Genomic DNA, 21,090 nt, shown 5'->3' with positions numbered 1-21,090 from the left:
AGTTTATGCGTCATTCGTTAAAGTTTTCGGTCAATTTGGACATTTTGTATATCAGTCAGTGTTCTTGCTCGGGAGAAGCATGTCGGGATCCAATTCAGCAATAAGCCGCCGCCGTTTGTTAAAAGGGGCCGGGGCAATGTGGTTGCTTAGCGTCAGTCAGGTCGGTCTTGCCGCCACGAGTCAGGTGGTGGCGGTGCGCGTCTGGCCGTCGTCGACCTATACGCGCGTGACGGTTGAATCCAATCGCGTGCTGAAATATAAGCAATTTGCCCTCAGCAACCCGGAACGCGTGGTGGTGGATCTCGAAGGCGTTAACCTCAACTCCGTGCTGAAAGGGATGGCGGCGCAGATCCGCGGCGACGATCCGTTTATTAAATCGGCTCGCGTCGGGCAGTTTGATCCGCAAACCGTGCGCATGGTGTTTGAGCTTAAACAGAACGTTAAGCCGCAGCTGTTCGCCCTGGCGCCCGTCGCGACCTTTAAAGAGCGTCTGGTGATGGATCTCTACCCGGCCAACGCAACGGATATCCAGGATCCACTTCTCGCTCTGCTGGAGGACTACAACAAGGGCGATCTTCAGCGTCAGGTGCCGCCTGCGCAAAGTGGCCCGCAGCCCGGAAAAGCAGGGCGGGATCGTCCGATTGTGATCATGCTCGATCCCGGCCACGGCGGCGAAGACTCCGGCGCGGTGGGTAAATACCGCACGCGTGAAAAAGACGTGGTGCTGCAAATTGCCCGCCGCCTGAAGGCGTTGATTGATAAAGAAGGCAATATGCGCGCCTATATGACGCGCAATGAAGATATCTTTATTCCGCTGAAGGTCCGGGTGGCGAAAGCGCAGAAGCAGCGCGCCGATTTGTTCGTGTCGATCCATGCGGATGCCTTTACCAGCCGCCAGCCAAGCGGCTCGTCGGTGTTTGCGCTCTCAACCAAAGGCGCGACCAGTACCGCAGCAAGATTCCTGGCAGACAGCCAGAACGCCTCTGACCTGATTGGTGGCGTGAGCAAAAGCGGCGACCGCTACGTCGACCATACTATGTTCGATATGGTGCAGTCGCTGACCATTAACGACAGCCTGAAGTTTGGTAAAGCGGTGCTGGGCAAGCTGGGCAACATCAATAAGCTGCATAAAAACAGCGTTGAACAGGCCGGGTTTGCGGTACTCAAGGCACCGGATATCCCGTCCATCCTGGTCGAAACCGCGTTTATCAGTAACGTCGAAGAGGAGCGTAAGCTCAAGACGGCAAAATTCCAGCAGGAGGTTGCGGAGTCGATTCTGGCGGGGATACGGGCGTATTTCTCTGACGGGGCGACGCTGGCGCGACGCGGATAATGCTTTCAGCCGGGTAAACGCCCGGCAAATTCACAAACGACAGATACAAAAAAACACCCTTGAGGGTGTTTATTGTTTTCAGAAGTGTTGGTTGCGGGGGCCGGATTTGAACCGACGACCTTCGGGTTATGAGCCCGACGAGCTACCAGGCTGCTCCACCCCGCGTCCGTCTTTCTACTCGTGTAGAAACTTACTTCTTCAAATTTGATTGGTTGCGGGGGCCGGATTTGAACCGACGACCTTCGGGTTATGAGCCCGACGAGCTACCAGGCTGCTCCACCCCGCGTCCGTCTTTCTACAGTCGTAGAAGATACTTCATCAAATTTTAATTGGTTGCGGGGGCCGGATTTGAACCGACGACCTTCGGGTTATGAGCCCGACGAGCTACCAGGCTGCTCCACCCCGCGTCCGTGGATGCGCACTATACTCGGATAGGTTTGTGATGCAACCCCTTTTTCACATAAATCATGATTTTGTATGCAAATTGAACGACATGGCTCTGTTCGGACTATTTTTTGCGCAAAATTTGCCAAAGGGCATGCGATCGCATTTCATTAGCCCTGGCGGTTTGTTATCTTCATCACGCGGAAATGGGCAACTTAAAGACGAGATATAATGAAAGGACGTTGGGCGAAGTATCTGATGGCGGGCGCAATGGTAGCGATTCTTGCGGCCTGTTCTTCCAAACCGACCGATCGCGGTCAACAGTATAAAGACGGGAAGTTATCCCAGCCTTTCTCTTTAGTTAATCAGCCTGATGCCGTCGGCGCACCGATTAATGCCGGTGATTTCTCCGAGCAGGTCTACCAGATCCGCAACGCGTCGCCGCGTCTGTATGGCGCCCAGAGTAGCGTGTATAACGCGGTCCAGGACTGGCTTAAAGCAGGCGGCGATACGCGCAACATGCGCCAGTTTGGTATCGACGCCTGGCAGATGGAAGGGGCCGATAACTACGGCAACGTCCAGTTTACCGGTTACTACACCCCGGTTATCCAGGCACGACACTCCCGTCAGGGCGAGTTCCAGTATCCTATCTATCGTATGCCGCCAAAACGCGGTCGTCTGCCGTCTCGCGCTGAGATCTACGCCGGTGCGCTGAGCGAAAACTACGTTCTGGCCTACAGCAACTCCCTGATGGATAACTTCATCATGGACGTTCAGGGCAGCGGCTACATTGATTTTGGCGACGGGTCGCCGCTTAACTTCTTCAGCTATTCCGGTAAAAACGGCCACGCCTATCGCAGCATCGGTAAAGTGCTGATCGACCGCGGTGAAGTGAAGAAAGAAGATATGTCGATGCAGGCGATCCGCGAGTGGGGCGAGAAACACAGCGAAGCCGAGGTGCGCGAGCTGCTGGAGCAGAACCCGTCGTTCGTCTTCTTCAAACCGCAAAACTTCGCGCCGGTGAAAGGGGCGAGTGCAGTTCCCCTGATTGGCCGCGCGTCGGTAGCATCGGATCGTTCGATTATTCCTGCAGGCACCACGCTGCTGGCTGAGGTTCCTCTGCTGGACAATAACGGCAAGTTCAACGGCCAGTATGAGCTGCGTCTGATGGTGGCGCTGGACGTTGGCGGGGCAATAAAAGGCCAGCACTTTGACATCTATCAGGGCATTGGCCCTGACGCAGGCCATCGCGCGGGCTGGTATAACCACTACGGACGCGTGTGGGTACTGAAGGCAGCTCCGGGAGCTGGAAACGTATTCAGCGGCTGATTGTGGTATTCTGAGCGCAATACGGATTACTGTTCAGGGTGAGGAAAACCTCACCCTTTTTACATCTGAGGTTTTATGTCTGTGGTAATCAGCGACGCCTGGCGCCAGCGTTTTGGCGGGACGGCACGTTTATATGGTGAAAAAGCCCTGCAGCTGTTTGCGGATGCGCACGTCTGCGTCGTGGGCATTGGTGGTGTGGGGTCGTGGGCGGCAGAAGCGCTGGCGAGAACCGGTATTGGCGCAATCACGCTGATTGACATGGATGACGTTTGCGTCACCAACACCAACCGTCAAATCCACGCCCTGCGCGATAACGTCGGACTGGCGAAGTCTGAGGTCATGGCGGAGCGTATCCGTTTGATCAACCCGGAGTGCCGCGTGACGGTGATCGACGACTTTGTGACGGCAGATAACGTCGCGGAGTACATGAGCAAAGGCTATAGCTATGTGATTGACGCCATCGACAGCGTGCGGCCAAAAGCGGCGCTGATCGCATACTGCCGTCGCTACAAGGTGCCGCTGGTCACGACGGGCGGTGCGGGCGGGCAAATCGATCCGACGCAGATCCAGGTGGCCGACCTGGCGAAAACGATCCAGGATCCGCTGGCGGCCAAGCTGCGAGAGCGTCTGAAGAGCGATTTTAACGTGGTGAAGAACAGCAAAGGCAAGCTCGGCGTCGACTGCGTGTTCTCGACCGAAGCGCTGGTCTACCCGCAGGCGGATGGCTCAGTCTGCGCGATGAAAAGCACGGCGGAAGGGCCAAAACGAATGGATTGCGCCTCCGGGTTTGGTGCGGCCACCATGGTGACCGCCTCCTTCGGCTTTGTGGCGGTGTCTCACGCCCTCAAGAAAATGATGGCGAAGGCGGAACGTCAGGCCTGAGCCTGACGTGCGGCATCCAGTACCGCGTCGCTCAGCGCGATCAACCCCTGACCGCGCGAGGCGCTGAGCTGCGCGCGCAGCCCCAGCTCATCAAATAACGCCAGCGGCGAATGTGCCAGCAATTCCGCCGCGCTTTTCCCTTCCACAGCGGTCAGCAATACGGCCAGCAGGCCCCGGACGATGCGGCCTTCGCTGTCGCCGAAGAAGTGCAGCTTCTCGCCGGAGACGCTCACGCCCAGCCAGACGCGGTTTTCACAGCCTGCGATCTCTTTCGCCAGCGCTTTAAGATCGTCTGAAAGGGCCGGGAGCTGTTTACCCAGCAGGATCAGCTGTCGATATTTATCTTCCCACTGCTGGAGCGGGGCGAAGGTCTGTTTTAAGGTCTCTTCTGTGATGACGGTGCCAAACGGATGTCCGGCTAAAGCAGCGCTAGTCATTAATCCACCAGTATTTCAAGGGCGCGGTCAACGGCGGCAACCAGCGCGTCGACATCGCTTTGGGTATTATACGGCGCAAACGAGGCGCGCAGCGTACCGTTAACGCCGAGCGCCGCCAGCAGCGGCTGGGCGCAGTGCTGTCCGGCACGTAGGGCAATGCCGTATCCGGCGAGCAGCGTCACCATGTCGCTATGGTGAACGCCCGCGAAATCAAAGGCGAGCAGGCTTGAGTCCTGAACGCGGAACGAGCGGAAGCCCGGGCGCTTTTTGAGCTCTTCCTCTGCCAGCGTCGCCAGCCCCCGGCTCCAGCTTTCAGCCTGAACGATGTCTGTTTCTGCCAGCCACTCCAGCGCCGCGCTTAAGCCAATCACCCCCGCCACGTTCGGCGTACCCGCTTCCAGACGATAGGGAACATCCTGAGTTTTGAAGCCATCGAACGACACTTCGGTGATCATTTTGCCGCCACCGAGCCACGGCGTCATTTTTGCCAGCAGTTCAGGCTTGCCGTACAACGCCCCAATACCGGTTGGCCCGTAGAGCTTATGTCCTGAGAAGGCATAGAAATCGATATCAAGCGCCTGCACATCAGCGGGGAAGTGCACCACGCCCTGAGCGCCGTCGACCATCACCACCATCCCGCTGGCATGGGCAATGCGAATAGCCTGAGCCAGGTCCGGGCAACCTCCCGTGACGTTCGACATCTGTCCGAGCGCCAGAATGCGGCTGCGGGATGTAATCAGCTCGGGGAGACGGGCCACATCGGGCAGAAGGTCTGCACCCAGTGGAAGCTTCACCACGCGTGCACCCGTTTGCTCTGCCACCATCAGCCATGGCACCAGGTTGGCGTGATGTTCCGCCTCGCTGACGACGATCTCATCGCCCGGCTGAAGCAGCGGGCGCGCGTAGCACTGGGCCACCATATTGATGGCTTCGGTCGTGCCGCGCGTCCAGACGATGTTTTTCCCGCTCTCGGCATTGATCAGGCGAGCGACCTGATCGCGTGCGGCTTCATAGCGCGCGGTTAATCGCTGCGCTTCGGCAAACTGGCTGCGATGCACGTTCCCGGCGCTCAGGCTGTAGAACTGCTGCGTGGCCTCAATCACCGCCTGTGGCTTAAGGGCGGTGGCGGCGCTATCCAGGTAAATACCGGCATCGGCCAGGGCCGGAAACTGTGCGCGGAACTGCGCAGGACTGAAAGCGTTCATGGGATTCCTCATTTCAATATAGCGATCGTCGCGCAATTTCAGCGGCAGGGCAAGGAGGTTGATATCTATCAGAATTGTCTGCTTATCCTTACGGCCTCAAAAAAGCAGGTTATGCTAAATAGTGTTAGGCGGATGTTTTAGCCTGTTATAAATCGAGGTTTGAATAGCATTAATTGCTAAAGGAGAATAATCATGAATAAGACAGCTGCAATCATTTCTGCCTGTGCGTTTACTTTTGCCCTGAGCGCCTGTTCCGGTAACAACTACGTGATGCACACCAACGATGGTCGTTCTATCGTTTCGGAAGGGAAACCGACTACCGATAATGATACCGGGATGATTTCGTACAAAGATGCTAACGGGAACAAGCAGCAGATCAACCGCACGGACGTGAAAGAGATGAAAGAGATCGAGCATTAACAGATCGCAGGCGAAAAAAAAGCACCGCAAATTGGCGGTGCTACATTAATCACTATGGACAGACAGGGTAAATGTACAGGAAGTGAAAAATTGGTAGCGTTGCTACCGTGGTCTGAATCGCAGACCAATTGCAAACACAACAACACAACATCACAACCGTAAGCCAAAAGCCCTTCAGAACACGCATTCCGAAAAAAGCTCTTCGTTCCGGCTCAGGAAGTGCCGCCACTATAGGTATTTGCTGGTAGTTCCTCAACGGACAAATTATAATGGCTCAGATAAAAAAAACTAATAGGTTAAACATTGTTTCCTGTTTGTTAAATCCCGTTAACATCTAAGCCAGATAACCATGTCAAAGCGATTGCCACCTCTTAATGCATTACGAGTTTTTGATGCAGCAGCACGTCATCTGAGCTTTACCCGCGCAGCAGATGAGCTTTTTGTGACACAGGCCGCAGTAAGTCACCAAATCAAGTCTCTGGAGGATTTTCTGGGCCTTAAGCTGTTTCGTCGACGCAACCGTTCGTTGCTGTTGACTGAAGAGGGGCAGAGCTATTTTCAGGATATTAAAGAGATTTTTTCCCAGCTCACGGAAGCCACGCGTAAGCTGCAGGCTCGCAGTGCAAAAGGTGCTCTGACCGTCAGTTTATTGCCCAGTTTTGCCATTCATTGGCTGGTGCCAAGACTCTCAAGCTTTAACTCAGCTTATCCGGGGATCGACGTTCGAATCCAGGCGGTAGATCGTCAGGAGGACAAGCTGGCCGATGACGTAGATGTCGCCATTTTTTATGGTCGCGGTAACTGGCCGGGCTTGCGCGTTGAAAAATTATACGCAGAATATCTCCTGCCGGTCTGTTCTCCCCTGCTGTTAACAGGTGAGAAGGCGCTGAAGTCACCCGCTGACCTGGCTCAGCATACGCTTTTGCATGATGCCTCTCGCCGCGACTGGCAAACTTATACCCGTCAATTAGGTCTTACACATATTAACGTGCAGCAGGGACCCATTTTTAGCCACAGTGCGATGGTGTTACAGGCTGCCATTCACGGGCAAGGCGTGGCGTTGGCGAACAACGTCATGGCGCAGTCCGAAATTGAGGCAGGCCGCCTGGTTTGCCCTTTTAATGATGTACTGGTCAGCAAGAATGCGTTTTATCTGGTTTGTCATGACAGTCAGGCAGAACTGGGTAAAATAGCCGCCTTCCGGCAGTGGATACTGGCGAAAGCGGCAACCGAGCAAGAAAAATTCCGCTTCAGGTATGAGCAATAACGTTTGTGTGCCGGGCACGCATCAACTCAGGACTTAAACATGACCAGCCGATTCATGCTGATTTTTGCCGCGGTGAGTGGCTTTATTTTTGTTGCACTGGGCGCCTTTGGCGCACATGTATTAAGCAAGTCTTTAGGCGCAGTAGAGATGGGCTGGATCCAGACCGGCCTTGAATATCAGGCGTTCCACACGCTGGCTATTTTTGGGCTGGCGGTGGCGATGCAGCGTCGTATCAGTATCTGGTTTTACTGGAGCAGCGTGTTTATGGCGCTGGGTACCGTGTTGTTCAGCGGTAGCTTGTACTGCCTTGCGCTCTCACATTTGCGCCTGTGGGCGTTCGTTACACCTGTCGGCGGCTTCAGCTTCCTGGCGGGTTGGGTATTAATGTTTATCGGAGCTATCCGTCTGAAACGCAAGGGCGTTGTTCATGAATAAGGTTGTTTTATATTGTCGCCCGGGGTTTGAGAAAGAGTGCGCCGCGGAAATTACCGATAAAGCGGCGAAGCGCGAAGTCTTCGGCTTTGCCCGCGTAAAAGAAAACGCGGGCTATGTGGTATTCGAGTGCTATCAGCCTGAAGACGCAGACAAGCTGGCGCGCGAGCTGCCGTTCAGCTCGCTGATCTTTGCTCGCCAGATGTTTGTCGCGGGTGAGCTGCTGAAGGATCTTCCGCCGGAAGACCGCATCACGCCAATTGTCGGCATGCTGCAGGGCGTGGTGGAGAAGGGCGGCGATCTGCGCGTTGAAGTGGCGGATACCAACGAAAGTAAAGAGCTGATGAAGTTCTGCCGTAAGTTCACCGTGCCGCTGCGTGCGGCGCTGCGTGATGCAGGCGTGCTGACGAACTACGAAACGCCGAAGCGTCCGGTGGTGCATATCTTCTTTATCGCACCAGGCTGCTGCTATACAGGCTATTCGTACACCACCAACAACTCTCCCTTCTTTATGGGCATTCCGCGTTTGCGCTTCCCGTCCGATGCACCAAGCCGTTCCACGCTCAAGCTGGAAGAGGCGTTCCACGTCTTTATCCCGGCGGATGAGTGGGATGAACGTCTGGCAAACGGCATGTACGCCGTCGACCTTGGCGCGTGCCCGGGCGGCTGGACCTATCAGCTGGTGAAACGCAATATGTGGGTATCGTCCGTTGATAACGGTCCAATGGCGCAAAGCCTGATGGACACCGGGCAGGTTACCTGGCTGCGGGAAGACGGTTTCCGCTATCGCCCGAACCGTAACAACATCTCGTGGATGGTGTGCGATATGGTTGAGAAGCCGGCAAAAGTCGCCGCGCTGATGGCCTCCTGGCTGGTGAACGGCTGGTGTCGTGAGACCATTTTCAACCTCAAGCTGCCGATGAAAAAGCGCTATGAGGAAGTATCGCAGAACCTGGCCTACATTCAGGAGCAGATGGACGAGCACGGTATTAACGTGGAGATCCAGGCGCGTCAGCTGTATCACGACCGTGAAGAGGTGACGGTGCATATTCGTCGCTGGTGGGCTGCGGTTGGCGGACGTCGCGACGAGCGATAGTACGTGCTTTGTTTTGCCCGGTGGCGCTACGCTTACCGGGCCTACAGAAAAGCGTTAACGCTCTAATCTCAACTGCTGTAAATTCCCGTCCAGCTGTAAATCCGTCTGTAGCGTTGCGATTTCCCGGCAGATAAACGCCATCTCTTTATGCGCCTCCAGCTTCTTGCGCCACTTTTCTGGCACCTCATCCAGACGGGCGTAAATCCCTTCCAGACTCTGAAAATCCGTCAGCAGCTGCGCGGCGCTCTTCGGTCCAATACCGGCGACACCCGGAACCTTAGAGCTACTGATGCCTGCCAGCCCCCAGTAATCCGGCAGTTGCTCAGGCGAGACGCCGAACTCGCTGGCAATAAACGGCGCGTCCAGCCAGCGTTTTTGAAAATAGTCGCGAATGCGGATAGTCGGCGAGAGCAGCTGGCAGTAGCCTTTGTCAGTTGAAACGATAGTGGCCTGATGTCCGGCGCTTGCCACCTTTACGGCCAGAGTGGCCGCGAGATCGTCGGCTTCATTTCCCTGTGCACCCCAGCAGGGGACGCCACGCTGTTCAAATGCAGCGCGCAGCATGGGCAATTCAGCGTGAAGATCGTCCGGCATCGGGGCGCGTCCGGCTTTGTAGTCGGGCAGACGCTGGTGACGCCAGCCCGTGTTGCGGGCTTCGTCATCAAATACCGCGACCGCATGGGTGGGCTCACTGTGGCGGATAAGCTGCTCCAGCGCGTGCAGGCAGGTGTCTTTACAAGGCGTCCCCTGTACCGCATGGATACGGCGGATCAGGTTAAGAGCATCGACGATAAGTAAATGAACGGCCACAGATAATCTCCCTTCTATCTCATGCGTGAAGGGTAACACTGTCAGCAGCGTGAAACTATGAATGGTGGGGAAAACAGGAAGAAGCCTCGCAAAACGAGGCTTCCTGAGGGGCTTAATCGCAGGTCACGATCTTCATCGCCAGGCCGCCGCGAGAGGTTTCGCGGTATTTGGCGTTCATATCTTTACCGGTTTCGTACATGGTTTCGATAACCTTATCGAGACAGACGCGCGGTTCGCTGGTGCGGCGCAGCGCCATACGTGCCGCGTTCACCGCCTTCACGGAGGCAATCGCGTTACGTTCGATGCACGGTACCTGTACCTGTCCGGCAACCGGGTCACAGGTCAGCCCAAGGTTATGTTCCATGCCGATTTCCGCAGCAATGCACACCTGTGTCGGGCTTGCACCCAGCAGTTCGGCCAGACCCGCTGCCGCCATGGAGCACGCCACGCCGACTTCACCCTGACAGCCCACTTCCGCACCGGAAATGGACGCGTTCATCTTATACAGCGAACCAATCGCACTGGCGACCAGCAGGTAGCGCGCCAGCGAATTCGCGTTCACTTCACGGATAAACTTGTCGTAGTACGCCAGCACCGCCGGAACGATACCGCAGGCGCCGTTGGTCGGCGCGGTGACCACGCGGCCCCCAGCGGCGTTCTCTTCGTTTACCGCCAGGGCGAACATGTTGATCCAGTCTACAACGGCCATCGGGTCCGTTGTCGTTTTGTCGGTGCTCACCAGCATACGGCGCAGCGCAGCAGCGCGACGCGGCACGCGAAGCTTGCCCGGCAGAACGCCCTCGGTGGTGATCCCGCGCTCAATACCGCCGCGCATCACTTCCCAGACGTTAGTGAAGTGCTGTTCGAGCTCTTCTTTACTGTGAAGTGCCAGTTCGTTTTTCATCATCAGGCCGGAGAGGGAAAGGCCCGTCTCCTGGCAGTGACGCTGAAGATCCGCCGCCGTTTTGTACGGATACGGCACTTCGACAGAAGAGGTATTGGTTTGACCAAAGTGGTCTTCGTCGACGATAAAACCGCCGCCGATAGAGTAATACGTCTGGCTGTATACCGCTTTGTCGCCGGCCAGCGCGGTAATGCGCATGCCGTTTTCGTGCAGCGACAGGTTGTCCGCATGGAAATTCATGCAGTGGTCAACCGGGAATTCAACCTCATGCTCACCGTTCGCCAGCAGCAGGCGACCGTGGGTGTTCACATCCTGGATGAAGCCAGGGATCGCATCAATATCAACGGTGTCCGGCAGGTTTCCCGCCAGGCCCATGATAATGGCGATATCGGTATGGTGGCCTTTCCCGGTCAGGGAAAGCGAGCCGTATACATCGACAACCACGCGGGTAATGTCATGCAAGATGCCGCGTGCAATCAAGTCATCCGTGAACTGCTTACCGGCTTTCATTGGTCCGACGGTGTGAGAGCTGGAAGGACCAATACCGATTTTGAAGATATCGAATACGCTAATCATGATGCGTCCATTGCTTTCAGTCAGAGAGGGAGGAGTGCGCCGTCCGAAGACGGCGCGGGTGATAATCAGAACATGGTGTACAGGGAGTAGAAGATCGCAGAGATTGCGATAAGACCCATGATAACCACAAACACGTTGCTCACATGACCGCTGTACTTGCGCATAGCAGGGACTTTCTGAATCGCGTACATCGGCATCAGGAACAGAATCATCGCGATGACCGGGCCGCCCAGGGTTTCAATCATGCCCAGGATGCTTGGGTTCAGCGTTGCTACCGCCCAGGTGGTGAGCAGCATGAACAGCGCAGTGATTTTGTTCAGCTTGTTGATTTCAATGCTCTTGCCTTTACCGCGCAGAGATTTAATCACCATACCGTTGAAGCCTTCACGCGCGCCGAGGTAGTGGCCCAGGAAGGATTTGGTGATGGCGATAATCGCGATGATTGGTGCCATCCACGCAATGACCGGTGCGTTAAAGTGGTTCGCCAGGTAAGACAGAATAGAGATGTTCTGCTCTTTCGCTGCCGCCAGATCCGCCGGGGAGAGGCTCAGTACGCAGCTGAAGACGAAGAACATTACGGTCAGTACCATCATGATGTGAGCGCGCGCCAGGATGCTGGAGCACTTCTTCTCTGCGCCATTACCGTACTCTTCACGTTTCGCCACAGCGAAAGAAGAGATGATTGGGGAGTGGTTGAAGGAGAACACCATTACCGGAATCGCCAGCCAGAGGGTCATCAGCAGGCCGTTACCGGTTGCCGATGCGCTGCTCAGGGACAGGGTTTCCAGCGCTGCACCGTTCCACTGTGGGATCAGGTAGCAAGCCAGCACCATCAGAGCAATAACGAACGGGAAGACCAGTACGCTCATTGCTTTCACAATCATCTGCTCACCGAAGCGAACGATGGTCATCATGCCCACGATCAGGATCAGCGACAGAATCGCACGCGGCGGCGGCGTCATGTGCAGCTGGTGCATCATGAAGCTTTCAACGGTGTTGGTGATCGCCACGCTGTAGACCAGCAGAATAGGGTAAATCGCGAAGAAGTAGAGCAGGGTAATCAGTTTACCTGCGCCAACGCCGAAATGCTCTTCAACAACTTCAGTGATGTCCTCGCCCGGGTTTTTACCGGACAGCACGAAGCGGGTCAGACCGCGGTGTGCGAAGAAGGTCATCGGGAAAGCAATGATAGCCATGATGATCAGCGGGATCAGACCGCCGACGCCTGCGTTGATAGGAAGGAACAGTACACCAGCGCCGATTGCTGTGCCGTAAAGGCCAAGCATCCACATGGTATCCGTTTTGCGCCAACCACTTCGGGATTCAATCGAAGCAACGGTGCTGGTTTGAGTGGTTTCCATCTGTATCTCCTGGAGGAAGCAAATTGTCAGGTTTTTAGTCAAATCCGATGAAAAAGTGCCTGACGGTAATATGAAATTCGTTCAGTGACGGTTTTTTAATAATTTTCGCCCGTAACTATTGGCGGGCGGAAAGATACATTCTAGTTATGAATCTATCAGTGATCCTGATCCCAAATGCAATAATCCACTTATGATGTGGGCATCTTTAGACCATTTATCTGTTAAAAAAACGTCAAAGAGAATTTACGGGCGCGAAGGCTACCACCAACGACATGTGAGCTGAAAGACTGGCCCGTGATATAGGTGTCTTTAGCTGTAAAGAAATGGGTTTTTAGTATTTTCTGGCAGGTAATTTGGATTAAGACTGATAATTTACGGTTGAAAAAACCAGGTAATCGTTTGCGTTTGCGCATAGTTTGTAAAAGACATAAGTGATGCGTATGAATTACCTCGTTAATAAAAAAGCCGGGACGCGCAACAGGGCGACCCGGCTTTGATCAGATGCAGTTGAGCGTTATGTGCAGATTTCGTAGCAAGGAATATAGGCTGAGCCCGGAAGCTTCATGCGGTGCTGAGCGACAAAGCCCTGCAGCATGTCGTCCATGCGGCGCATCATCTCCGGGTCGCCGTGGATCTTGTACGGACCGTACTGTTCAATGGCGCGGATGCCCATCTCTTTCACGTTGCCCGCCACAATCCCGGAGAAGGCACGACGCAGATCGGCAGCCATGACTTCCACCGGCTGGTCCGGATAGAGTTTCAGGTTCGCCATATTTTCGTGCGTTGGCTCGAACGGGATCTGCAGGTCCGGCGCGATACGGATTGACCAGTTAAAGCTGTACGCATCGCCGGTATCGCGACGGTTTTCTTTAACCAGCGGCATCGCTTTTTTCATCTGGCGCGCCACTTCTGCGGCATCGTCAATGATGATGCGATAGTGACGACGCGCGGATTCGCCCAGCGTGTGCACGATAAACTCGTCCAGCACGCGGAAGTAGTCGGCGCTCTCTTTTGGCCCGGTCAGGATCAGCGGCAGAACCTGATCTTTATTGGCCGGATTCATCAGAATACCCAGCAGATAGAGCAGCTCTTCCGCTGTCCCCACGCCGCCCGGGAAGATGATAATGCCGTGGGCGATACGGACAAACGCTTCAAGACGTTTCTCGATATCCGGCATGATAATCAGCTCGTTAACCAGCGGGTTAGGCGGCTCAGCGGCAATGATTGACGGCTCGGTCATGCCGATAAACCGTCCCTCTTTGTAACGCTGTTGCGCGTGTCCCACTGCGGCACCTTTCATTGGCGCTTCCATCGCACCCGGACCGCAGCCGGTACAGATATTCAGCTCGCGCAGGCCGAGCTGGGTGCCCACCCGACGCGCATAAAGGTATTCGGTTTCGTTAATGGAGTGGCCGCCCCAGCAGACGACCATGTTCGGCGCTTCGCCAACGTGCAGGGCACGGGCGTTACGCAAAATGGAGAACACCAGGTTGGTAATATGGACCGAGCTTTCCAGGTCGAGATGCTGGAAACGGCCTGCGTTGTGGATCTGCCCGTTAACAAACAGGATGTCACGCAGCACGGCAAACAGGTTAGCCTGAAGTGAACGAATGATGCGCCCGTCGACAAAGGCCTCTTCCGGCGGGTTGATGACTTCAAGCTTCACGCCACGCTCGCGGCGCAGCACGTTGATATCAAAGCTTTCGAAGCGGGACAGCAGTTCTTTACTGTTATCTGTCAGGCTTCCGGAGTTCAGTACGGCAAGTGAACAGTTACGAAACAGTTGATAAAGATCGCTGCTGGCCGTGCGCTTAAGCATGTCCACTTCCAGCTGCGACAACATATCCATTGAGCCAAGCGGGCTAATATGTGTAATCAAGTGAGCTCCTTACGGGACGATTATCGTCTTTCCCTGTTGATTACAATAGCCCTGGCGCGTGGCGTTTCACAACCTAAAGCGCGGAAGATACCGCGCATATTGTGAAAATATTTATATTACTGACGCACCAGCCGTCCCGTTGCTGGCACAAAATCGGTGTTGGTGCGCCACGGGTTGATGTCCAGACCGCCACGGCGGGTGTAGCGCGCGTAAACGCTCAGTTTTTCTGGCTGGCAGAAACGCTGAATATCGCTAAAGATACGCTCCACGCACTGCTCGTGAAATTCGTTGTGATGGCGGAACGACACCAGGTAGCGCAGCAACTTTTCCCGGTCAATTTTCGGGCCGCGGTACTGGATCTGCACCGAACCCCAGTCCGGCTGGTGGGTGATCAGGCAGTTGGATTTCAGCAGGTGGCTGACCAGCGTCTCTTCGACCACCTTTCCGCTCGCCGCGTTTTCAAGGTAATCGGCGCTGAATTCATAATTCTCCACCTCGATATCCTGATCGTCGATGCAGGTCCCGTTAAAATGGGCGACCGGCTGCCCTTCCAGCTCGTGCAGGCGATACAGTGAAACGCTCACCTTTCCCTGCGCGCAGGCGCTTAAATCACGTTCCAGGGTGTGCTGAACGTCGTCCCAGCTGCTGAATTTTGTCTGGTTAAAACTGTTGAGATAGAGCTTAAAGCTTTTGGATTCCACGAGATTAACGCTGGCGTAATCCAGCTCAACGTGGCCCACCGCCACCTGCGGCAGACCGCGCGCGTTAAGCCACGAGAGTTCGTACAGCGTCCAGATGTCACCGCCGACAAACGGCAAGGCATCCGCATGCAGGCCCAGAGGATCGCGGTTCAGGCTGCGCGGCACGCCCTGCAGCAGGCTTGCATCGTAGGTATCGCGGTAATCGGTCGATTTCCCCAGCGTTAAGCCGGTTAACGCCTGATGATTTTCGTAAGACATGTTTCATAGCCACTTTACAGGTACACTTATGGCCTGAGTTTATCCTGTCTGACAAGAAGAGAGAAATCGGTGGACATCGAAACTGCAAATGCCCTCACTAGCTTCACGACCCGCTATTGCGACGCATGGCATGAAAAGGACCAGACATGGCCGCAAAGTGCTGATTTGTATGGCGTACCTTCGCCGTGCATTATCTCTTCAGTCGACGATTACGTTATCTGGCAACCAAAACCTTTCGACGGCGAGCAAAATGTAAATGCGGTTGAGCGGGCAATGGACATTGTGGTACAACCAGCGGTTCAAGCATTTTATACCACGCAGTTCGCAGGGGATATGCCTGCGCGCTTTGCTGATATCACGCTGACGCTGTTGCAGACCTGGAGCGAAGACGATCTGCAGCGTGTTCAGGAAAACCTGATTGGTCACCTGGTCACGCAAAAACGCCTGAAGCTTTCTCCGACGCTCTTTATTGCCACGCTGGACAGCGAACTGGACGTTATCTCCGTCTGTAATCTGTCAGGTGAAGTGGTTAAAGAGACTATCGGCACCCGCAATCGCGAGACTCTCGCCCCCTCTCTTGCGGATTTCCTCACTCGACTTGAGCCACTTCTGTAATCCTTGATGCTATAGCGCGTGTGAGAGATCTCTTACAACGTTTGTGAGAGATCGCTGAAGATTCAGTATTACCTCATTTAATTCAGATTAATATCCCTCTATTTTTCAACGAATTACTTGTTCATCGTATTGTTTTTAGGGATTTCTTACGGCTTACAACCCAGAAAGGGTGGGTTGTAAGACGAAGCGGAATAGCGGATTCTATTTCTGTCGACAGGACGCCGACACGAGAAACGAACATCAGGATGATGGCGTTTCTTACACAGGACTCGTCAGGATGGCGCTTCAGGAAGGCTTCAGGATGAAGCGAAGTGGATAGCGCAGGATGCGTAAGGGACACCTCCAGGAAGGAGAACGAGAGCCGGTCAGGATGGTCGGTGGGTCAGGAAGGCCAGGACGTTTCAGGATGAGACAAACACGTCAGGAGGATGTGTGCAGGATGCATCGGCTTACGGATGACCAGGCCTTCGGGCGTCAGGAAAAGTTGTCACGGATGAGCAGGGAGCACGAATTGTAGCTGGAATGCTGCGAAACGAACCGGGAGCACTGTTTTTACAGTGCTCCCTTTTTTTATTTCTGCCTTCCGCAATGCTATGCTGCGCGCCGTTCACTTTTTCAGTTGAGGTTACTATGACGCAACACGATAGCGTTCGTGCTCAGTTGCACGCCATCGAAGCCCTTTTGCGCCAACATCAGCTGTGGCAGGAGACCGCGCCGCAGCCAGAAGCGTTCGCGAGCACTCAGCCCTTCTGCCTGGATACGCTGGCCCCGTTTGAATGGCTGCAGTGGGTGTTAATTCCGCGCATGCACGCCCTGCTTGAGGGCGGTCACCCGCTTCCGCAGGCGTTTGCGGTCTCTCCCTACTATGAAATGGCGCTCGAGGCGACACACCCGGCGCGCGACGTGATGCTGGTCGAACTGGAAAAACTGGATGCCCTGTTTGCCGGTGAAGATGCATGACGCTTGAGATCCTCTATCAGGACGAGTGGCTGGTGGCGGTGAATAAACCGTCAGGCTGGCTGGTACACCGCAGCTGGCTCGATCGCGATGAGAAAGTGGTGGTGATGCAGACCGTTCGCGACCAGATTGGTCAGCATGTTTTTACCGCCCATCGCCTCGACAGGCCGACCTCCGGCGTGCTGCTAATGGGGCTTTCCAGCGAGGCGGGGCGTCTGCTGTCACAGCAGTTTGAACAGCATCAGATGCAAAAGCGCTACCACGCGATCGTGCGCGGCTGGCTGACGGAAGCCGCCACGCTGGACTATCCGCTGGTGGAGGAACTGGACAAAATCGCCGATAAATTTGCCCGCGATGACAAAGGTCCGCAGCCCGCAGTAACGGATTATCGCGGCATGGCGACGACCGAAATGCCGGTTGCAACCAGCAAATTCCCGACCACACGCTACAGCCTGGTTGAGCTTTTGCCTAAAACCGGGCGTAAGCACCAGCTGCGACGCCATCTTGCGCACCTGCGCCACCCGATTATTGGCGACAGCAAACACGGTGATTTGCGCCAGAACCGCAGTGCGGCCGAACACTTTGGCTGCCATCGTCTGATGCTGCACGCCAGCGAGCTGAGCCTGACGCACCCGTTTACCGGCGAGCCGCTGACCATCCGTGCGGGGCTGGACGACGTCTGGATGCAGGCGCTGTCACAGTTTGGCTGGCTGGGACAACTCCCCGAAAATGAAAGGGTTGAGTTTGTATCGGGCAACGTTCAGGATGAACGGTAAACGCATTCATTATGGGAAAATATCATGGCTGAAGTAGGCATTTTTGTCGGCACAATGTACGGCAACTCGCTGCTGGTAGCGGAAGAGGCTGAGGCAATACTCGCCAGCCAGGGCCATAAAGCCACGGTCTATGAAGACCCGGAACTGGCAGACTGGGAAAAGTATAAAGATAAATACATTCTGGTGGTGACCTCCACCACCGGGCAGGGCGATCTGCCGGACAGCATCGTGCCGCTGTTTCAGGGCATTAAAGACCAGCTTGGCTATCAGCCGGACGTGCACTACGGCATCATTGCCCTGGGCGACAGCTCTTACGCCAACTTCTGCGGCGGCGGCAAGCAGTTCGATGCGCTCCTTCAGGAGCAGAGCGCCCAGCGCGTCGGCGAGATGCTGCTGATTGATGCCGGGGAGCATCCTGAACCCGAAAGCGAATCGAACCCATGGGTCGAGCACTGGGCAACTCTCCTTAAATAGTTATCCAGGCCGGGTAAGGCGTAGCCGCCACCCGGCGATACCCCCCGCGCCAAACGCCAATTCCGTGAACCACCTTCCACTCCCCTGGGCTTATGCCATAAACAACCTCTCATACGCCTTTTAATACTGTGTTTCTGCACGGTGAGGTGATGAGGCACTCCTTCATATACTTTTCCGGTCACTATAAAACGGCGTCAGGCCGTACCAAAACGACAAAACACCAATCTCATTCTGATTACCCTACCGGTGCTGTACAGAATGAACCAGGCGAAAGCTATGTTTCAGGAGTGCAACAATGAGTACATTAAGCCACGCAGCGAGCAGCGCTGAAAAGCGCACCAATGCCCGCTACTGGATAGTGGTGATGCTGTTTATCGTCACATCCTTTAACTATGGTGACCGCGCCACGCTGTCGATTGCCGGTTCGGAAATGGCAAAAGATATCGGCCTTGATCCGGTGGGCATGGGTTACGTTTTCTCCGCATTCTCATGGGCCTACGTCATCGGTCAAATTCCTGGCGGCTGGCTGCTGGACCGTTTTGGATCTAAACGCGTCTATTTCTGGTCCATCTTTATCTGGTCAATGTTTACCCTGTTGCAGGGGTTCGTCGATATCTTCAGCGGCTTCGGCATTATCGTGGCGCTCTTCACGCTGCGTTTCCTGGTAGGCTTAGCGGAAGCACCTTCCTTCCCGGGGAACAGCCGCATTGTCGCTGCCTGGTTCCCGGCGCAGGAGAGGGGAACGGCGGTGGCGATTTTCAACTCCGCACAGTACTTCGCGACGGTGATCTTCGCGCCAATCATGGGCTGGCTGACGCATGAGGTGGGCTGGTCGCACGTATTCTTCTTCATGGGCGGGCTTGGGATCGTCATCAGCTTCGTCTGGCTGAAAGTGATCCACGAACCCAACCAGCATCCAGGCGTGAACAAAAAAGAGCTGGAGTACATCGCGGAAGGCGGCGCGCTGATCAATATGGATCAGAAATCCGCAAAAGCAAAAGTCCCGTTCAGCCAGAAATGGGCGCAGATCAAGCAGCTCGTCGGCTCGCGCATGATGATCGGCATCTATCTGGGCCAGTACTGTATTAACGCCTTAACCTACTTCTTCATCACCTGGTTCCCGGTATACCTGGTGCAGGCACGTGGCATGTCGATTCTGAAAGCGGGATTTGTCGCGTCGGTCCCGGCAATTTGCGGCTTCGTCGGCGGCGTGCTCGGCGGAGTGATTTCCGACTGGCTGATGCGCCGTACCGGCTCGCTGAACATTGCGCGTAAAACCCCGATTGTGCTCGGCATGCTGCTCTCCATGACCATGGTGTTCTGTAACTACGTCAACGCCGAATGGATGATTATCGGCTTTATGGCGATGGCCTTCTTCGGCAAAGGCATTGGCGCGCTGGGCTGGGCGGTGATGGCGGATACGGCGCCGAAAGAGATCAGCGGCCTGAGCGGCGGTCTGTTCAACATGTTCGGCAACATCTCCGGGATTGTTACGCCCATCGCTATCGGCTACATCGTCGGCACCACCGGCTCTTTCAACGGTGCGCTAATCTACGTAGGTGTGCATGCGCTGGTGGCGGTGCTGAGTTACCTGGTGCTGGTTGGGGATATCAAACGCGTCGAACTTAAACCTGTTGCGGAGCGTGGATGATGACAACGCAATCGAGCCCAATCGTTACGGAGATGAAGGTTATTCCGGTGGCCGGGCAGGACAGCATGCTGCTCAATATCGGCGGGGCGCATAACGCCTGGTTTACCCGTAATATCGTCGTGCTGAAAGACAGCGCAGGGAATACCGGCGTGGGCGAAGCCCCGGGCGGAGAGGTGATTTACCAGACGCTGGTCGATGCCATTCCGCAGGTGGTGGGCCAGGAGGTCGCCCGTCTGAACAAGGTGGTTCAGCGGGTGCATAAGGGCAATCAGTCGGCAGACTTTGATACGTTCGGTAAAGGGGCCTGGACGTTCGAACTGCGGGTCAACGCGGTCGCCGCGCTGGAAGCCGCCCTGCTCGATTTACTGGGTAAGGCGCTCAATGTTCCGGTTTGCGAGCTGCTGGGACCCGGCAAACAGCGTGATGCGGTCACCGTGCTGGGCTATCTGTTCTACGTTGGCGATCGCAATAAGACCGATCTCCCCTATCTGGCTCGATCCACGGGCGATCACGACTGGTATCGCCTGCGCCACCAGGAAGCGTTCTCCAGCGACGCGGTAGTGCGTCTGGCCGAGGCGGCGCAGGATCGCTACGGCTTTAAGGATTTCAAGCTGAAGGGCGGCGTGCTGCCCGGCGAGCAGGAGATTGATACGGCCCGGGCGCTGAAAAAACGCTTTGCGGATGCGCGGATCACCGTCGATCCCAACGGCGCCTGGCTGCTGGATGAAGCAATTAGCCTGTGCAAGGGGCTGGGGGATGTCCTGACCTATGCGGAAGACCCCTGCGGTGCGGAGCAAGGCTTCTCGGGCCGTGAAGTCATGGCCGAGTTTCGTCGCGCCACCGGGCTGCCTGTCGCGACCAATATGATCGCCACCAACTGGCGTGAAATGGGTCATGCGGTGATGCTGAACGCCGTCGACATTCCGCTGGCGGACCCTCACTTCTGGACGCTTTCAGGTGCAGTGCGCGTGGCGCAGCTGTGCGATGACTGGGGGCTGACCTGGGGCTGTCACTCGAACAACCACTTTGATATTTCGCTGGCGATGTTTACCCACGTTGGCGCGGCGGCGCCGGGTAACCCGACCGCCATCGATACCCACTGGATTTGGCAGGAAGGGGAAGCCCGCCTGACGAAAAATCCGCTGGAAATCATCAACGGCAAGATTGCCGTACCGGATGCGCCGGGCCTGGGCGTGGAGATTGACTGGGATCAGATCCATAAAGCCCATGAGGCGTATAAAAAGCTACCGGGCGGCGCGCGTAACGACGCGGGCCCGATGCAGTACCTGATCCCCGGCTGGACATTTGACCGTAAGCGCCCTGTTTTTGGACGTCACTGATAA

20 protein-coding genes and 3 tRNA genes are annotated in these 21,090 nt (G+C 55.6%); 13 read left to right on the top strand and 10 right to left on the bottom strand.

From position 1 onward, the window contains the following. The first annotated feature begins 79 nt into the window (after positions 1-79). Positions 80-1,333 carry an N-acetylmuramoyl-L-alanine amidase AmiC gene (amiC, locus tag NI40_RS17860; protein WP_029740496.1) on the top strand — a complete coding sequence of 418 codons (1,254 nt, stop codon included), beginning with the start codon at positions 80-82 and terminating at the stop codon, positions 1,331-1,333. Between the two features lie 88 nt (positions 1,334-1,421). Here amiC and NI40_RS17855 read toward each other — a convergent pair. The 3 genes from NI40_RS17855 to NI40_RS17845 all read right to left on the bottom strand — a co-directional run bounded on the left by NI40_RS17855 (position 1,422) and on the right by NI40_RS17845 (position 1,740). After that, positions 1,422-1,498: transfer RNA gene (locus tag NI40_RS17855), tRNA-Met, on the bottom strand. Positions 1,499-1,542: 44 nt separating this feature from the next. Next, positions 1,543-1,619, bottom strand: a tRNA-Met gene (locus tag NI40_RS17850). Positions 1,620-1,663: 44 nt separating this feature from the next. After that, a tRNA-Met gene (locus NI40_RS17845) sits at positions 1,664-1,740 on the bottom strand. A gap of 208 nt (positions 1,741-1,948) precedes the next feature. Here NI40_RS17845 and mltA point away from each other — a divergent pair. Both mltA and tcdA read left to right on the top strand, forming a co-directional pair. After that, positions 1,949-3,046 carry a murein transglycosylase A gene (mltA, locus tag NI40_RS17840; protein WP_033146436.1) on the top strand — a complete coding sequence of 366 codons (1,098 nt, stop codon included), beginning with the start codon at positions 1,949-1,951 and terminating at the stop codon, positions 3,044-3,046. 75 nt (positions 3,047-3,121) lie between these two features. Beyond that, entirely contained in the window at positions 3,122-3,928 is an 807-nt protein-coding gene (gene tcdA / locus NI40_RS17835; protein WP_006811804.1) for a tRNA cyclic N6-threonylcarbamoyladenosine(37) synthase TcdA, read from the top strand. Here the strand turns inward: tcdA and csdE are convergent. Together csdE and csdA are read right to left on the bottom strand one after the other, a co-directional pair. After that, positions 3,919-4,365, bottom strand: a complete 447-nt coding sequence (csdE, locus tag NI40_RS17830; protein WP_039263337.1) for a cysteine desulfurase sulfur acceptor subunit CsdE — start codon at positions 4,363-4,365, stop codon at positions 3,919-3,921. The genes tcdA and csdE overlap by 10 nt on opposite strands. Further along, positions 4,365-5,570 (bottom strand): cysteine desulfurase CsdA, encoded by a 1,206-nt coding sequence (csdA, locus tag NI40_RS17825; protein WP_039263338.1) that lies wholly within the window; start codon positions 5,568-5,570, stop codon positions 4,365-4,367. The genes csdE and csdA overlap by 1 nt, the downstream gene beginning before the upstream one ends. A gap of 192 nt (positions 5,571-5,762) precedes the next feature. On the opposite strand from csdA, the gene NI40_RS17820 reads away from it, so the two are divergent. The 4 genes from NI40_RS17820 to rlmM all read left to right on the top strand — a co-directional run bounded on the left by NI40_RS17820 (position 5,763) and on the right by rlmM (position 8,785). Then, positions 5,763-5,990 (top strand): YgdI/YgdR family lipoprotein, encoded by a 228-nt coding sequence (locus NI40_RS17820; protein WP_008499648.1) that lies wholly within the window; start codon positions 5,763-5,765, stop codon positions 5,988-5,990. A gap of 349 nt (positions 5,991-6,339) precedes the next feature. Next, positions 6,340-7,257: a glycine cleavage system transcriptional regulator GcvA gene (gene gcvA / locus NI40_RS17815; RefSeq protein ID WP_023309032.1), complete on the top strand. Its 918-nt coding sequence runs from the start codon at positions 6,340-6,342 to the stop codon at positions 7,255-7,257. A gap of 39 nt (positions 7,258-7,296) precedes the next feature. Then, positions 7,297-7,692 (top strand): DUF423 domain-containing protein, encoded by a 396-nt coding sequence (locus tag NI40_RS17810; RefSeq protein ID WP_023309031.1) that lies wholly within the window; start codon positions 7,297-7,299, stop codon positions 7,690-7,692. After that, complete coding sequence (rlmM, locus tag NI40_RS17805) at positions 7,685-8,785, top strand: 23S rRNA (cytidine(2498)-2'-O)-methyltransferase RlmM (protein WP_023309030.1); 1,101 nt, start codon at positions 7,685-7,687, stop codon at positions 8,783-8,785. Before NI40_RS17810 ends, rlmM begins: the two co-directional genes overlap by 8 nt. Positions 8,786-8,839: 54 nt before the next feature. Here rlmM and xni read toward each other — a convergent pair whose 3' ends face one another. The 5 genes from xni to queF form a co-directional block, all read right to left on the bottom strand. Beyond that, complete coding sequence (xni, locus tag NI40_RS17800) at positions 8,840-9,595, bottom strand: flap endonuclease Xni (RefSeq protein WP_021241892.1); 756 nt, start codon at positions 9,593-9,595, stop codon at positions 8,840-8,842. A gap of 112 nt (positions 9,596-9,707) precedes the next feature. Further along, entirely contained in the window at positions 9,708-11,075 is a 1,368-nt protein-coding gene (locus tag NI40_RS17795; protein WP_033146431.1) for an L-serine ammonia-lyase, read from the bottom strand. A 65-nt stretch (positions 11,076-11,140) separates the two neighbouring features. Beyond that, positions 11,141-12,436: an HAAAP family serine/threonine permease gene (locus NI40_RS17790; protein WP_024909280.1), complete on the bottom strand. Its 1,296-nt coding sequence runs from the start codon at positions 12,434-12,436 to the stop codon at positions 11,141-11,143. 514 nt (positions 12,437-12,950) lie between these two features. Further along, positions 12,951-14,315 carry a nucleotide 5'-monophosphate nucleosidase PpnN gene (gene ppnN / locus NI40_RS17785; protein ID WP_039263339.1) on the bottom strand — a complete coding sequence of 455 codons (1,365 nt, stop codon included), beginning with the start codon at positions 14,313-14,315 and terminating at the stop codon, positions 12,951-12,953. A 116-nt stretch (positions 14,316-14,431) separates the two neighbouring features. Then, entirely contained in the window at positions 14,432-15,274 is an 843-nt protein-coding gene (queF, locus tag NI40_RS17780; RefSeq protein ID WP_039263341.1) for an NADPH-dependent 7-cyano-7-deazaguanine reductase QueF, read from the bottom strand. A gap of 69 nt (positions 15,275-15,343) precedes the next feature. On the opposite strand from queF, the gene syd reads away from it, so the two are divergent. The 6 genes from syd to NI40_RS17745 all read left to right on the top strand — a co-directional run bounded on the left by syd (position 15,344) and on the right by NI40_RS17745 (position 21,087). Then, positions 15,344-15,889: a SecY-interacting protein gene (syd, locus tag NI40_RS17775; protein WP_039263342.1), complete on the top strand. Its 546-nt coding sequence runs from the start codon at positions 15,344-15,346 to the stop codon at positions 15,887-15,889. Positions 15,890-16,519: 630 nt separating this feature from the next. Continuing rightward, complete coding sequence (locus NI40_RS17765) at positions 16,520-16,849, top strand: YqcC family protein (protein ID WP_023309024.1); 330 nt, start codon at positions 16,520-16,522, stop codon at positions 16,847-16,849. Next, a complete protein-coding gene (gene truC / locus NI40_RS17760) occupies positions 16,846-17,622 on the top strand; it encodes a tRNA pseudouridine(65) synthase TruC (protein WP_023309023.1) in 777 nt (258 codons plus the stop codon). Before NI40_RS17765 ends, truC begins: the two co-directional genes overlap by 4 nt. Before the next feature lie 24 nt (positions 17,623-17,646). Then, the gene (locus NI40_RS17755) at positions 17,647-18,096 is read left to right on the top strand and encodes a flavodoxin (protein ID WP_029741558.1); all 450 of its coding nucleotides are present in this window, start codon (positions 17,647-17,649) and stop codon (positions 18,094-18,096) included. Between the two features lie 295 nt (positions 18,097-18,391). Further along, the gene (gene gudP / locus NI40_RS17750; protein WP_023309021.1) at positions 18,392-19,747 is read left to right on the top strand and encodes a galactarate/glucarate/glycerate transporter GudP; all 1,356 of its coding nucleotides are present in this window, start codon (positions 18,392-18,394) and stop codon (positions 19,745-19,747) included. Then, complete coding sequence (locus tag NI40_RS17745) at positions 19,747-21,087, top strand: enolase C-terminal domain-like protein (RefSeq protein WP_039263475.1); 1,341 nt, start codon at positions 19,747-19,749, stop codon at positions 21,085-21,087. The genes gudP and NI40_RS17745 overlap by 1 nt, the downstream gene beginning before the upstream one ends. Positions 21,088-21,090 lie beyond the last annotated feature (3 nt).

The organism is Enterobacter sp. E20 (genome assembly GCF_000801755.2).
Taxonomy (GTDB): Bacteria; Pseudomonadota; Gammaproteobacteria; order Enterobacterales; family Enterobacteriaceae; genus Enterobacter; species Enterobacter asburiae_B.
Note: the sequence above shows the minus strand (reverse complement) of the source record. Positions and strands in the feature narration are given on the sequence as shown.